General features: G+C 40.1%; 10 protein-coding genes. 8 read left to right on the top strand and 2 right to left on the bottom strand.

Going from position 1 to position 15158, the window contains the following annotated elements:
* Positions 1-61 precede the first annotated feature (61 nt).
* A complete protein-coding gene (locus I6F10_RS10895) occupies positions 62-514 on the bottom strand; it encodes an REP-associated tyrosine transposase (RefSeq protein WP_197098813.1) in 453 nt (150 codons plus the stop codon).
* Positions 515-1787: 1273 nt separating this feature from the next.
* Here I6F10_RS10895 and pdhR point away from each other — a divergent pair.
* The 5 genes from pdhR (at position 1788) to I6F10_RS10870 (ending at position 9989) form a co-directional block, all read left to right on the top strand.
* Positions 1788-2537: a pyruvate dehydrogenase complex transcriptional repressor PdhR gene (gene pdhR / locus I6F10_RS10890; RefSeq protein ID WP_007586129.1), complete on the top strand. Its 750-nt coding sequence runs from the start codon at positions 1788-1790 to the stop codon at positions 2535-2537.
* A gap of 90 nt (positions 2538-2627) precedes the next feature.
* A complete protein-coding gene (aceE, locus tag I6F10_RS10885; RefSeq protein WP_197098812.1) occupies positions 2628-5294 on the top strand; it encodes a pyruvate dehydrogenase (acetyl-transferring), homodimeric type in 2667 nt (888 codons plus the stop codon).
* A gap of 10 nt (positions 5295-5304) precedes the next feature.
* Positions 5305-7221 (top strand): pyruvate dehydrogenase complex dihydrolipoyllysine-residue acetyltransferase, encoded by a 1917-nt coding sequence (aceF, locus tag I6F10_RS10880; protein WP_197098811.1) that lies wholly within the window; start codon positions 5305-5307, stop codon positions 7219-7221.
* A 205-nt stretch (positions 7222-7426) separates the two neighbouring features.
* A complete protein-coding gene (gene lpdA, locus I6F10_RS10875; RefSeq protein ID WP_002957761.1) occupies positions 7427-8851 on the top strand; it encodes a dihydrolipoyl dehydrogenase in 1425 nt (474 codons plus the stop codon).
* Positions 8852-9308: 457 nt separating this feature from the next.
* The gene (locus I6F10_RS10870) at positions 9309-9989 is read left to right on the top strand and encodes a tRNA-uridine aminocarboxypropyltransferase (RefSeq protein ID WP_197098810.1); all 681 of its coding nucleotides are present in this window, start codon (positions 9309-9311) and stop codon (positions 9987-9989) included.
* Between the two features lie 10 nt (positions 9990-9999).
* On the opposite strand, the gene I6F10_RS10865 is transcribed toward I6F10_RS10870, so the two are convergent.
* Entirely contained in the window at positions 10000-10515 is a 516-nt protein-coding gene (locus I6F10_RS10865) for a hypothetical protein (protein WP_024604547.1), read from the bottom strand.
* A gap of 935 nt (positions 10516-11450) precedes the next feature.
* Here I6F10_RS10865 and I6F10_RS10860 point away from each other — a divergent pair.
* The 3 genes from I6F10_RS10860 to I6F10_RS10850 are packed head-to-tail and all read left to right on the top strand — an operon-like array spanning position 11451 to position 15136.
* Positions 11451-12455 carry a Fe(3+) ABC transporter substrate-binding protein gene (locus tag I6F10_RS10860; protein WP_024606714.1) on the top strand — a complete coding sequence of 335 codons (1005 nt, stop codon included), beginning with the start codon at positions 11451-11453 and terminating at the stop codon, positions 12453-12455.
* The gene (locus tag I6F10_RS10855; RefSeq protein WP_024606715.1) at positions 12455-14086 is read left to right on the top strand and encodes an ABC transporter permease; all 1632 of its coding nucleotides are present in this window, start codon (positions 12455-12457) and stop codon (positions 14084-14086) included. Before I6F10_RS10860 ends, I6F10_RS10855 begins: the two co-directional genes overlap by 1 nt.
* Positions 14087-15136: an ABC transporter ATP-binding protein gene (locus I6F10_RS10850; protein WP_024604545.1), complete on the top strand. Its 1050-nt coding sequence runs from the start codon at positions 14087-14089 to the stop codon at positions 15134-15136.
* The last annotated feature ends 22 nt before the right edge of the window (positions 15137-15158 follow it).

The raw sequence follows: 15158 nt of genomic DNA, 5'->3' as shown, positions 1-15158 counted from the left end.
TCGCGCATTGTGTTTTTCGGTTGAGAGATTAGTTGCCAAATGTCGCGGGATAAACCCGCTGCTACGAGTTTAGATAAATACTATCCCAATATGGGTAGTCTGCAATATTTTCTATTAAATTTGCACGCAAAGGGTTTGCGACTATGTATCTAGCACAGCTATTTAAGTCTTCGGTATTTCTTATTAAGTGATCATAAAACCCTTTTTGCCAAAGCTTTTGTCTGCCAAATTGTCTATACACCGTGGCTGAGCGTCCTTTGAAGCTTCTAATTACCTCACTTAATGTTGCGCTATCGGATAATTGTAATAACCAATGAATATGGTTTGGCATTATCACGAAAGTATTTGATTTAATCAGTTGCTCTCTTTCTAATCCCCTCATTTCATTAATAATAGATCTATTAATTATTAAGCTTGTGAATAGGTTGTTTCGCTCATGACAAACCAGTGTAATAGCGTAATAGTGATTTGCTTTTGATACTCTTCCCTTTCGTAATAAATATGAACGATGCATAACATACCCGTATTTTAGCAATCACAGACCCACGAATTTAAAGCATATGCAATTTTTATAAATTTGCGTAGTCGCGATTTTACATCGCGCATTGTGTTTTATATTTAGTTGATTGCTCGCATAAGAGTCGCGGGGTAAACCCGCTGCTACGATATTACGTAGTCGCGATTTTATATCGCGCATCGTGTTTTTTTGGTTGGGAGATTAGTTGCCAAATGTCGCGGGGTAAACCCGCTGCTACGATATTGCGTGATCGAAATTTTATATCGCGCATCGTGTTTTTTTGGTTGGGAGATTAGTTGCCAAATGTCGCGGGGTAAACCCGCTGCTACGATATTGCGTGATCGAAATTTTATATCGCGCATTGTGTTTTTCGGTTGGGTAATTACTTGCACAATAGTCGCGGGGTAAACCCGCTGCTACGATATTGCGTAGTCGCGATTTTACATCGCGCATGTGTTTTTCGGTTGGGAGATTGTTTGCACAATAGTCGCGGGGTAAACCCGCTGCTACGATATTGCGTAGTCGCGATTTTATATCGCGCATTGTGTTTTTCGGTTGGGTAATTACTTGCACAATAGTCGCGGGGTAAACCCGCTGCTACGATATTGCGTAGTCGCGATTTTACATCGCGCATTGTGTTTTACGTTTAGGTAATTACTTGCACAATAGTCGCGGGGTAAACCCGCTGCTACGATATTGCGTAGTCGCGATTTTATATCGCGCATCGTGTTTTTTTGGTTGGGAGATTAGTTGCCAAATGTCGCGGGGTAAACCCGCTGCTACGATATTGCGTGATCGAAATTTTATATCGCGCATCGTGTTTTTTTGGTTGGGAGATTAGTTGCCAAATGTCGCGGGGTAAACCCGCTGCTACGATATTGCGTGATCGAAATTTTATATCGCGCATTGTGTTTTATATTTAGTGGACTGATCGTGTGTAAATTGCAGCTATTTCTTTGGTACTTTTATCCTGTTATTAATTTCTTTAATAAATTCAACTAGAGTTAACACTCTAACTTTCTGGTCAGACCATTTGTTTTCATCTCATTAACTTTGTAATTATTTTTGTAAATTATGCTTTGTTTAATCTTCGTTCAAAATGCGTTACGCTACGTTACCCGTATAAGTAGACTGTAAATTGACAGCTAATAAGGTTTTTGATACCGTATTGAAAATTTTTGGTATGACCAATTTACCTTTTGGGTAAATCATACTACTCAAAGCCCCGCTTTATGGGCTCTTGGTATTTATACAACGCGGACGTTGATTCATGTCTTTAAAGATCAAAGCAGCAAAGTTATCTGATGTTATTTTACAGCAACTCGAGAACATGATTCTTGAAGGCTCGTTAGCACCAGGTGAAAAGTTGCCACCAGAGCGTGAACTAGCAAAGCAATTTGAAGTGTCTCGCCCGTCACTGCGTGAGGCAATTCAAAAATTAGAAGCGAAAGGTTTAGTTACGCGTCGCCAGGGTGGCGGCACGTTTGTAAAAAATCAGCTCGAAGAAGGGCTTACTGATCCACTTTTTGATTTGATTAGTAAACACCCTGAGTCGCAGTTTGATTTACTTGAATTTCGTCATGCATTAGAAGGGATTGCTGCTTACTACGCGGCACTGCGCGGGACCAGCAACGATTTTAGCAAAGTGAAAGAAAGCTTTGATAAAATTGCCCTAGTTAATGATGATTTACAGCAAAAAGCAAAAGCAATTAATGCATTTCACTTTAGCGTGGCAGAAGCCTCGCACAATGTGGTGTTACTGCATTTAGTTAGAGGTATGAAAGCGCTGCTTGAGCAAAATGTATTGCAAAATTTAACTGTTCTATTAAAAAAGTCAGATATTAGCAGTCAGTTAGCCCAACACAGGCGTTTATTAATGGATGCCGTTATTGACGGTAATCCAGAACAAGCCCGTTTAGCAAGTAATGCGCACTTAGCATTTATCGAAGAAGCACTACTTGAAGCAGGCAAAGAACATTCGCGAATTGAACGTAGTTTAAGACGCACTAAACAAAATTAAGTTAGTACATAACTACTTTGAACACACAAATTAAGTAGCTGTGATATTAAATTAACAATATTCGTATTTTAAACATAAGGAAACCTCCATATGTCTGAAGTCAATAAAATTGACGTAGACGCGCTAGAAACACAAGAGTGGTTACAAGCTCTTGAATCAGTTGTGCGCGAAGAAGGTGTTGAACGAGCTCAGTTTTTACTTGAGCAAGTATTAGAGCAAGCCCGTTTAGACGGCGTTGATATGCCAACGGGTATTACCACGAACTACGTTAATACTATTCCTGTAGATCAAGAGCCTGCTTACCCAGGTGATGTAAATCTTGAACGTCGTATTCGTTCAATTATACGTTGGAACGCGATTATGATCGTTCTACGTGCATCTAAAAAAGATCTCGACTTAGGCGGCCATATGGCGTCTTACCAATCATCTGCTGCATTTTATGAAGTGTGTTTTAACCACTTTTTTAAAGCACCAAATGATGTAGACGGTGGTGACTTAGTTTATTACCAAGGTCATATTTCTCCAGGTATTTACGCACGTGCATTTGTTGAAGGTCGTTTATCGGCTGCGCAACTAGATAACTTCCGCCAAGAAGTTGATGGCGAAGGCTTACCATCGTACCCACACCCTAAGTTAATGCCTGAGTTTTGGCAGTTCCCTACGGTATCAATGGGCTTAGGTCCTATTTCATCAATTTATCAAGCACGCTTCTTAAAATACTTAGATGGTCGTGGCTTAAAAGACACTAAAAACCAACGTGTATATGCGTTTTTAGGTGACGGTGAAATGGATGAGCCGGAATCACGTGGTGCTATTTCTTTCGCTGCACGTGAAAAACTAGATAATCTTTGTTATTTAATTAACTGTAACTTACAGCGTTTAGACGGCCCAGTTATGGGTAACGGTAAAATTATTCAAGAGTTAGAAGGCTTGTTTAAAGGCGCTGGCTGGAACGTAATTAAACTAGTTTGGGGCAGCGGTTGGGATATTCTGCTTGCTAAAGACACAACAGGTAAATTACTACAGTTAATGAACGAAACAATTGATGGCGATTACCAAACTTATAAAGCTAAAGATGGCGCATACGTGCGTGAGCACTTCTTTGGTCGCTACCCTGAAACAGCTGCCCTTGTTGCAGATATGACAGATGACGAAATTTTTGCGCTTAAGCGTGGTGGTCATGAGCCATCAAAACTATTTGCTGCATTTAAAAAAGCAGAAGAGACAAAAGGTCGTCCAACTGTAATTCTTGCTAAAACTGTAAAAGGTTACGGCATGGGCGAAGCCGCTGAAGGTAAAAACATTGCGCACCAAGTGAAAAAAATGGACATGTCGCATGTTGCACATTTACGTTCACGCCTTGGTCTTGATGATTTAGTATCTGAAGAGCAACTTGCAGAACTTCCTTATTTAACACTTGAAGAAGGTTCGGCTGAGCACAAGTACTTACATGCTCGCCGTGATGCACTTAAAGGTTATACGCCAAAACGTATTCCTAACTTTACTGAAAAGTTAGTACTGCCAGAAGTAGAAGCGTTCAAGCCACTACTTGAAGAGCAAAAGCGTGATATCTCTACCACTATGGGCTTTGTTCGTGCACTTAATATCTTATTGAAAGATAAAGGTATTGGTAAAAACATCGTACCAATTATTGCCGATGAAGCGCGTACGTTTGGTATGGAAGGTTTATTCCGTCAAATCGGTATTTATAACCCGCATGGCCAAAACTATACGCCGCAAGACCGTGATATCGTTTCTTACTACAAAGAAGCAACATCGGGTCAAGTATTGCAAGAAGGTATTAATGAGTTAGGTGCAATGTCGTCATGGGTTGCTGCTGCAACATCATACAGCACTAACGATTTACCAATGATCCCATTCTACATTTACTACTCTATGTTTGGTTTCCAACGTGTTGGCGACATGGCATGGATGGCGGGCGATCAACAAGCACGTGGTTTCTTATTAGGTGCTACAGCGGGTCGTACAACGCTAAATGGTGAAGGCTTACAACACGAAGATGGTCACAGCCACATTCTTGCAAACACGGTTCCTAACTGTGTTTCTTATGACCCAACTTACGCGTTTGAAGTTGCAGTTATTGTACAAGACGGTATTCGTCGTATGTACGGTGACGACCAAGAAAATATTTACTACTACCTAACGCTTATGAACGAAAACTACCATCAGCCAGCTATGCCAGAAGGCGCTGAAGAAGGTATTCGTAAAGGTATTTACAAGCTTGAAAGTTACGAAGGTAAAAAAGCCAACGTACAGCTATTAAGCTCAGGTACTATTATGACTGAAGTGCGCAAAGCTGCTTCAATCTTAAGCGAAGAATATGGTATTGCATCAGATGTTTACTCAGTAACATCTTTCAATGAATTAACGCGTGAAGGTCAAGATGTTGAACGTTTCAATATGCTTAACCCTGAAGGCGAGCAAAAAACAGCATTCATCACAAGCGTATTAAACGACTCTGTGACTGTTGCAGCAACGGATTACATGAAAAACTACGCAGAACAAGCGCGTTCATTCATTCCAAGCAGCAACTACAAAGTGCTAGGTACAGATGGTTACGGTCGTTCTGATAGCCGTGAAAACCTACGTCGTCACTTTGAAGTTAACGCAAGCTACGTTGTTGTTGCTACGTTATCTGAACTTGCTAAACGCGGTGAAGTTGAGAAGTCAGTAGTTGTTGAAGCACTTAAAAAGTTCAACATCGACACTAACAAACTTAACCCACTGTACGCATAAGAGGTTTGCAATGAGTATTGAAATTAAAGTACCTGATATTGGTGACGACGAAGTAGAAGTAACCGAAATATTAGTAAGCGTTGGCGATAAAGTAGATGTTGACCAATCATTACTAAATGTTGAAGGCGACAAAGCATCAATGGAAATACCTGCTTCTCAAGCGGGGACTGTAAAAGAGATTAAAGTTAACGTTGGCGACACCGTTACAACAGGCTCTTTAGTATTTTTGTTTGAAGGCGAGAGTGAAGGCACTGATGAGAAAAATACACCAGCCGCTGCTCCAGCTAAATCTGAAGAGGCAGCACCTGCTGCTTCTACAGGTTCTTCAACTAAAGAAGTAACCGTACCAGATATTGGCGATGATGAAGTTGAAGTAACTGAAATCATGGTTGCTGTTGGCGACACCGTTGAAGAAGAGCAATCTATCTTAAACGTGGAAGGCGACAAGGCAGCAATGGAAGTTCCAGCTCCATTTGCCGGTACAGTTAAGGAAATTAAAGTAGCCGCTGGCGACACAGTTAAAACTGGCTCGTTAGTGTTTGTTTTTGAAGTAGCAGGCAGTGAATCTGCAGCACCGGCTAAAGAGTCGGCTCCTGTAGAAGCGCCAGCTGAGAGTTCAACAGCAAGTTCAGCACCAAGCACTAAAGAAGTTAATGTACCTGATATTGGTGGCGATGAAGTTGAAGTAACTGAAATTATGGTTGCCGTTGGCGACGAAGTTTCAGAAGATCAATCAATCTTAAACGTTGAAGGCGACAAAGCTGCAATGGAAGTACCAGCTCCATTTGCAGGTACAGTTAAAGAAATTAAAGTAGCTGCAGGCGATAAAGTATCGACTGGTTCATTAATTTTTGTATTTGAAGTTGCAGGCAGTGCGCCAGCAGCATCTGCACCCGCTGAAAAATCAGCTCCTGCAGCAGCGGCTATAGCAGAGTCTGCACCGGCTCAAGCGGCACCTGAAAAAGCAAGTAATGAAAGCTTCACAGAAAACAGCGCGTATGCTCATGCATCGCCAGTTGTTCGCCGTTTAGCGCGTGAGTTTGGTATTAACCTAGCTAACGTTAAAGGCACTGGTCGCAAAGCCCGTATAGTTAAAGAAGACGTGCAAAACTACGTTAAAAACCTAGTTAAGCAAGTTGAATCTGGTCAATTATCTGCAGGCAGTAGCGCAGGTGGTAGTGAGCTTGGTCTTATTCCATGGCCTAAAGTAGATTTTGCTAAGTTTGGTGAAATTGAAGAGCAAAAGCTGTCTCGTATTCAAAAGCTATCAGGCAAAAACTTACACCGTAACTGGGTACAAATCCCACATGTTACACAGTTTGATGAAGCTGATATCACAAGCCTTGAAGTATTCCGTAAAGAGCAAAATGCACTTAGCGAAAAGAAAAAGCTTGGCGTTAAAATCACACCACTTGTGTTTGTGATGAAAGCAGCAGCTAAAGCACTTGCAGACTTCCCAACATTTAATTCTTCACTGTCTAACGACGGCGAAAGTTTAATTCTTAAGAAGTACATTAACATTGGTGTTGCTGTTGATACGCCAAATGGTTTAGTAGTGCCAGTGTTTAAAGATGTTGATAAAAAAGGCATTATTGAATTATCACGTGAACTAATGGAAGTATCTGTTAAAGCACGTGACGGTAAGCTTACATCTTCTGATATGCAAGGTGGCTGTTTTACTATCTCTAGCCTTGGCGGTATCGGTGGTACGGCATTTACGCCGATTGTTAATGCGCCAGAAGTTGCTATTTTAGGTGTATCTAAATCTGAAATGAAACCTAAATGGAATGGCAAAGAGTTTGAACCAAAATTAATGGTTCCGCTGTCTATGTCATACGACCATAGGGTTATTGACGGAGCATTAGCTGCACGCTTTACTGTGACTCTTGCAAGTTACATGAGCGATATTCGCCAGTTGGTGATGTAACCAGTTTAGTAAAATTGGTATACGCAATAAAATAAATAGAATCAAATCCCAGCCAGTTGTTTTTAGCTGGGATTTTTACCATTTGCAATGATACAATCTTTGTACGAATTGCATCACTTTGTGCGCTGCTCACTCTTTCTGCCTTGCAGAAACATGGCAGTTAAATTTTAGGGCAGTGTCCCGTTCAAACAATTAAGGTAAAAGCATGAGCAACGAATTAAAAACTCAAGTTGTTGTACTAGGCGGTGGTCCTGGTGGTTATTCTGCGGCTTTCCGTGCTGCTGACTTGGGCTTAGAAGTTACATTAGTAGAATCTCGCGAAACATTAGGTGGCGTATGCCTTAATGTTGGTTGTATTCCTTCTAAAGCACTTTTACACGTAGCTAAAGTGATTGATGACGCAGCAGAAATGTCATCTCACGGTGTTACTTTTGGCGCACCAAAAATCGATCTTGACCAAGTTCGTACTTGGAAAGATTCTGTAGTTGGCCAGTTAACTGGTGGACTAGAAGGCATGGCCAAAATGCGTAAAGTGAAAGTTGTATCTGGATACGGCAAATTCACTGGCAGCAATACTTTAGTAGTTGAAGGCGCAGACGGCGCTACAACTATCACGTTTGATAACGCGATTATTGCAGCAGGTTCTAAACCAGTTAACTTACCTTTCATCCCAGAAGATGACCGTGTAATTGATTCAACTGGTGCACTAGAGCTTAAAGACGTACCAGAAAAACTACTTGTATTGGGTGGTGGTATTATCGGTCTTGAAATGGGTACAGTTTACCGTGCGCTAGGTTCTGCAATTGATGTTGTAGAATTTGCTGATCAATTAGTACCAGCAGCTGATAAAGACATTATCAAAATTTACCAAAAATACGTAAGTAAAAAATTCAACGTAATGCTTTCAACTAAAGTTGTTGGTGTTGAAGCTAAAGAAGACGGCTTATACGTAACGTTTGAAGGTAAAAACGCACCAGCAGAACCAGTACGTTACGACAAAGTACTAGTTGCAGTTGGCCGTACTCCAAACGGTAACTTACTTGATGCTGAAAAAGCGGGCGTAAATGTTGATGAGCGTGGCTTTATTAATGTTGATAAGCAATTACGTACTAACGTAAGCCATATTTTTGCAATTGGTGACTTAGTTGGTCAACCTATGCTTGCGCATAAAGCGGTTCATGAAGGTCATGTTGCTGCAGAAGTTATTTCTGGTCAGAAACATTTCTTCGACCCTAAATGTATTCCTTCAATAGCGTACACAGACCCAGAAATCGCTTGGGTAGGTGTTACTGAGAAAGAAGCAAAAGAGCAAGGCTTAAAAGTTGAAACTGCGGTATTCCCGTGGGCAGCATCTGGTCGTGCAATTGCATCTGCTCGTACTGAAGGTTCTACTAAACTTATCTTTGATAAAGAAAGTGGCCGTATAATCGGTGGTGCTATGATCGGTATTAACGCAGGCGAAATGCTTGGCGAAATCGGTTTAGGTATTGAAATGGGTGCTGATGGTGAAGACTTAGCGCTTACAATTCATGCTCACCCAACATTGAATGAATCAATCGGCCTTGCAGCTGAAATTTTTGAAGGTTCAATCACTGATTTACCAAACAAAAAAGCAGCTAAAAAGAAGTAATTTAACTTTTTAGTATTTGCTTGAAAAACCCAAGCCTGGCTTGGGTTTTTTTATGGGTGAAAGAGCAGGTTTTAAATTACAGTGTTTTAATTATGCGTAGTCGCGGCTTTATGCCGCGTTTTTTAAATTCAAAAAATTGCGCGAGGTAAACTCGCGACTACGGGGGCGCTTGTTAAATTAAAAATTTGTGCGAGGTATGCTCGCGGCTACGGGGCGCTTGTTAAATTAAAAAATTGCGTGAGGTATGCTCCGATTACGAGGTGGGAGTTTGTTGTGGTTGGGGTAGGTTGTAGTCGCGGCTTTATGCCGCGTTTTTTAAATTCAAAAAATTGCGCGAGGTAAACTCGCGACTACTGGTTTTTATTACTGATTGCTAAAATTCTCGTCGCAGCCCTCACATATCTATTACCATCAAATATAGTTACAATGCGCGCTTAATTAATTGAAGGTAAATACAGTGAAAAACTCAGTTTTAGCATTACGCGCTCAACAAATAAGTGAATCTCGTCGAGAGTTTAATGCTCGAGGCGGTAAATTAGATCGCTGTGAACAATGCCTGATTGCTAAGCACTACTGTATTTGCAAAGGTGTTGAGCATGCAGATTGTAAGGCCGCTGTGTGCTTACTGATGTATCATAATGAAAGCTTTAAACCTTCTAATACAGGGCGTTTAATTGCTGAAATAGTGCCAGATAACCACGCATTTAGATGGGATAGAACAGATCCTAACCCCGCTCTTTTAGCTTTAATAAATGATTCGCAGTATCAGCCTATAGTCGTCTTTCCCGCAGAAGATGTAGAAGAGGGCAGAGCCATTACAGAAGTGACTATTGAATCAGGTAAAAAGCCGCTATTTATATTCTTAGATGGTACGTGGCGCGAAGCTAAAAAAATGATTCGCAAAAGCCCTTATTTAGATAACTTGCCTGTACTTTCTGTTACTGCTGATAAACTATCTGATTACCGATTACGTGTAGCCCCTCATGCGCATCAACTAGGCACTGCTGAAGTGGCTATTATGGTATTAGCACTTGCGGGCGAAATGGATGCATCGACAAAATTAGAGCAGCATTTTATTAAGTTTCGTGATGCGTATTTATTGGGTAAGCGCAATAAAGGCCGACCGCTAGAAGGTTAATTTTACGAAGTTAAGCAAATGCTTGCTGATTTTTTAAGTGAGCAAGTGCTTTATTTTGAATTGCTCTGAAGCCTTCTTCAGATGTTAATTGTAAAACAGTATTATACAATTGACTTATACTATTATGCACTTGAATAAACGAGATACAGTCTTCACCAATCATTTCTTTTGCTTCTTCAACTCGTTTTAAAAAGTAGCAGTTAATGTCTATTTTGCCATTAAATTGAGTCGTTGCAATTGCGTCTGCTATTCTATTAAGTTGATAACTAAACTCATCAGGTCGAGCACCCTCACCCCACTTGCTAATACGAATGTCGCGTTCTAACTGAATAATTTCGTTAAGTATATTTTTAAACTCACTCATTGGCATATTTAAAAAGTTATAACCTTTGGGGTTAAATAAAGCTTTATAGGGATTTTCGCTGGGGGTTTGGGCACTAAATACACCAATTGGTTTTGCTGTACTTGCGTCTGATACTTTACATAAAAAGGTATTACTTTGAGATGTTTTAAAATTCATATCCATTGAGTATTTATGATCCTTGCGTTATTTAGTTATCGGCGCAATTAATAAAAAACTTAGCGAAATTTAAAATATTAATAAAGTATTTTAAGGTCTTAGCATTGATTTGCTGTGACGCGATATTACTCAGTAAAGATTAGTGATAGTTGCTCAGTGCTTTACTCACCCAAATTTTAGGCAAAGAAAAGCGCGCTCTATCTCTAGGCGCGCTTGCGGAATCTTCTAATTTTCTGCATCCTGCAATTGAACTTAATCAACTCCAATTTTCACTAATCCATGTTTATTACTATATTACTTTTTAGTTCTATGTAATGTAGACCGTCCGGGCCTGTATCCTTTAATTCCTAAACATCCTGTAGGGTAAATACTATTACCAAATCCTTAATTACACTTCCTAGTGTATCCTTGTTTTAACCAATCCCTTGTGTTGCCTTAAAGGCCTGTCCATTTATTCCTTCAACATCCTGTTGAACAACTTAGCCTTGTTATTATCCTTTTCGCATCTTCCTGACGCTGTCCTTTTTACAACATTGCGTTGTGATACTCATCCTGAGCCTGTCCTAAAATCCGTGTTGTCCTGATAACCTAATCATTGGTTGGTTGAGTAAGCAGTCCATTTCCTTTTACTCAATAAGCGTCATTGCTTGGTTGATGCGTAAATTATAGTGCAATAGAGCAACTAAAATAGAGATAAAACTACATTCAATTAGTGTTTTTGCAATAGCAATAAAAATAAATCTCATATAATTCATGTGTTTAACTGTTTTTAGGTTGTTTTTTATCTTGTTTTTTACTCATTAGCTGTCACATCCGTAAGACATCTCTTACACCGTATTTCCTTTTGGGCGTTATTTACATATTTACATTTATTTAAAGTGTGCACTTTTAGAATGAGCACGGTAGAATTCGTTGATAATAACAGTTATTTAGGTGGAATAATGAAGAAAGTATTTGCACTTGTTTTAGGGGTAGTTGCATCGGCACCAGTCTTTGCAAACGATGTTGTTAACATCTACTCTTTTCGTCAACCGTTTTTAATTCAGCCAATTTTAGAAGACTTTACAAAGCAAACAGGCATAAAAACCAATGTTGTTTTTGCTAAAAAAGGGCTAATTGAGCGTGTTAAACGCGAAGGCAAGCACAGTAAAGCTGATTTAGTATTAACCTCTAACTTTAGCGCGCTTATTCAATTAGAAGATTTAAAATTAACACAAACTATAAAAAGTGACAGTGTAAATAATAATGTTCCAGCCGCCTTTCGTGACGGTGATGGCCAATGGGTTGCGCTTACTAAGCGAGTGCGTAATGTGTATTCATCAAAAGAGCGAGTTGGTGAGTTACCTAAGCTCACTTATGAAGATTTAGCAGACTCTAAATACAAAGGACAAATTTGTACGCGCTCAGGCAAACATCCATATAATTTAGGTTTAGTAGCTTCTATGATTGCACACCATGGTGAAGCGCAAACTAAAGAGTGGCTTGAAGGTGTGAAGGCTAATTTAGCGCGCAAGCCTCAAGGTAACGATCGTGCTCAAGTTAAAGCTGTTAAAGAAGGTTTATGTAACTTGGCATTAGGTAATAGTTACTACCTTGGCAAAATGCTAGAAGATAAAGAACAAAAAGGTTGGGCAGAGGCCGTAAATATTAACTTTCCGAATCAAGTTAATCGTGGCTCACATATAAATGTATCGGGTGCGGTTATTACCAAATACGCTAAAAACCCTGAAAATGCATTAAAGCTCATAGAGTATATGACCGACAGCAAAGCACAAAACATGTATGCCTCATTAAATATGGAGTATCCAGTTAAGTCGGGTGTTGAATTATCAACTTTGGTTTCCTCTTGGGGTAGCTTTAAAGAAGACAGCTTGCCACTTGATGAGATTAGTAAATATCGTCCGTTAGCACTTAAGCTAATTGATGAGGTGAAGTTCGATCTTTAATGACTAATAAATTTAAGCTGTCTAAATGGCAGCTCTTTGCGTGGTCGACTGGCTTAATACTATCGGCCCCGTTGTTTTTTCTTCTTTTTGAATCTCTACAAGGTAGCTCTAAGGTGTTTTCTCACCTGTGGGATACCGTGCTTTGGGATTACATAACCAATACCGTATTGTTAGTTTTAGGTGTTTGCGTCCTTAGCTGCGCCATAGCTTTGCCACTTGGGTGGCTAACGGCTTACTGTAGTTTCCCGGGTAAAAAACAGTTTGAATGGGCACTTATGCTACCCCTTGCTATGCCCACCTATATTATTGCCTATGTATACACTGATTTATTAGATTATGCGGGCCCGGTGCAAATAGCGCTGAGAGAATGGTTTGGCTGGCAATCGCCTAGCGACTATTGGTTTTTTGATATACGTACATTACCCGGCGCCATCGTTATGATTGCCTTGGTGCTTTACCCGTATTTATTTTTAATTTTTAAAACGGCCCTTCGCGAGCAGTCATTCAAATTAGTACAAGCTAGCCAGTTAATGGGGCTATCTCCTTGGCAAAGCTTTTTTAAAGTTAGTTTAGTGCTCTCTCGTGGGGCAATTGTGGCGGCTCTTGCACTTATTAGTATGGAAACCATGGCCGACTTTGCAACAGTGAGTTATTTTGCCGTAAGTACATTAACAACCGCCGTATACGATACGTGGTTTGGTTATTACTCACTTACAGCGGCCGCTAAAATATCGGGTGTGATGTTACTGCTGTTATTTTTAGCATTAATGGCAGAGCGTTTTAGTCGTCGTAATCAAGCGGTATTTGAGCGCCAATCAAGTGTAAATAGCGAATCGCTCTATGTATTAAAAGGAAAGTCTGCTTGGCTCGCAACGGCATTTTGTAGCTTTATTTTACTTATCGCTTTTGTAATTCCTATTGCAGTACTTATAAATTACGCCATTACCTACTTTGATAAAGCATGGGATGTAGAGTTTTTTAGTTACTCTTGGCAAAGTTTAAAAGTGGCAGGGGTTGTAAGTGTTATAACCATTACATTGAGTGTTTTTGTGGTTTTTTATCAGCGTGTGGCAAAGCAAACGTATCCGCTTATTCCTGGGCGTTTAGCAAGCACAGGCTATGCGCTGCCTGGCACAGTACTCGCTATTGCGGTTTTGTTACCTCTTACATTGTTAGAGAACACCATTAACACAGCGCTCGAGCCGTATAATTTAGATATTGGCTTACTGCTTACAGGTAGCATTCTTACTATTATTATTGCTTATATTGTTAGGTTTTACGCCATTGCACACGGAGCAATTGAGTCGAGTTTTTTACGTATTAGTCCATCACTTGATATGGCAAGCCAATCAATGGGTAAAAGCCAAGGGCAAACGCTGCGTTTAGTGCATCTACCTTTACTGCGAAGAGGATTGCTCACTGCTGCCTTATTGGTATTTATTGAGTGTATGAAAGAGTTGCCGGCTGCGCTATTGCTCAGACCGTTTAATTTTGAAAGCTTAGCTACTCATGTATTTCAGTATGTGAGTGACGAGCAGTTAGAGCTTGCTTCAATATCTGCATTATTTATTGTTATTGTTGGGTTTATTCCTTTGTATTTTATTAATCGTTCTATGGAGCAGCGTAGTTAAATGAGTAGTTTAATTTTACAAGGCGTGAGCTATCACTATAACGGCACAAAGGTTATTCACGATTTAGATTTAACAGTAGGTAAAGACGAAATTGTTTGCCTACTCGGGGCGAGTGGATGCGGAAAAACAACCACATTAAAAGCGATTGCAGGTTTAATTGAAGCCAAGCAAGGGTCTATTTTTATAGACGGTAAATTAGTGAGTGATGAGCAATCGTTTGTCTCACCTGAGCATCGTAACATCGGCATGATGTTTCAAGACTATGCGTTGTTTCCGCATTTAACGGTGGCAAATAATATCGCATTTGGGCTTAGTAATATGAGCAAAGCTCAAAAGCAGCAACGCGTTGATGAAATGCTTAAGCTTGTACATTTAATTGGCTGTGCTGACAGGTTTCCACACCAGTTATCGGGTGGCCAACAGCAACGCGTCGCTATCGCTCGTGCATTAGCTTATAAACCTAGTTTATTACTCCTTGATGAGCCCTTTTCAAACATCGACACACAAGTACGCTTTGAATTAATTGCCGATATACGTCGAATTATTAAGGCAACTCAAGTATCTGCTGTGTTTGTTACACACTCAAAAGAAGAGGCGTTTGCGTTTTCAGATACACTTGCCATTATGCATCGCGGTAAAATTGAGCAACAAGGCACGCCTGAGCAGCTTTTTGCAGCTCCATGTTCAAAGGAGGTTGCAGAGTTTCTGGGTCAGGGCATATACTTAAGCGCAGAAGTGTTAACCGCAACTGAATATAAAACACCATTTGGTTTAGTCGAATCTTATGTTGAGAGTAAGCATAATGTAAGTGCAGGGCTTATATATGTGCGCCCTCATCAAATAGAATTAGTGGCAGATAACCAAAGTGACAAATTCAGCAAGCGAGCTACAATCATAAGTCGTCGCTTTATTGGTTCGGCGTATGTTTATTCGCTTGTCATTGATGAACAAGAAATTGAAGTTGCTGCACAATATGGCCAGTCATTTGAAAATAATGATCAGGTTATAATAAAAATAAAACCTCACACGGTGAATTTTTTCGAATCGTAATTAATTTGTTATTCGCTGTGTT

This window comes from Pseudoalteromonas sp. SWYJZ98 (assembly GCF_015864495.1).
GTDB lineage: Bacteria > Pseudomonadota > Gammaproteobacteria > Enterobacterales > Alteromonadaceae > Pseudoalteromonas > Pseudoalteromonas distincta.
Note: the sequence above shows the minus strand (reverse complement) of the source record. Positions and strands in the feature narration are given on the sequence as shown.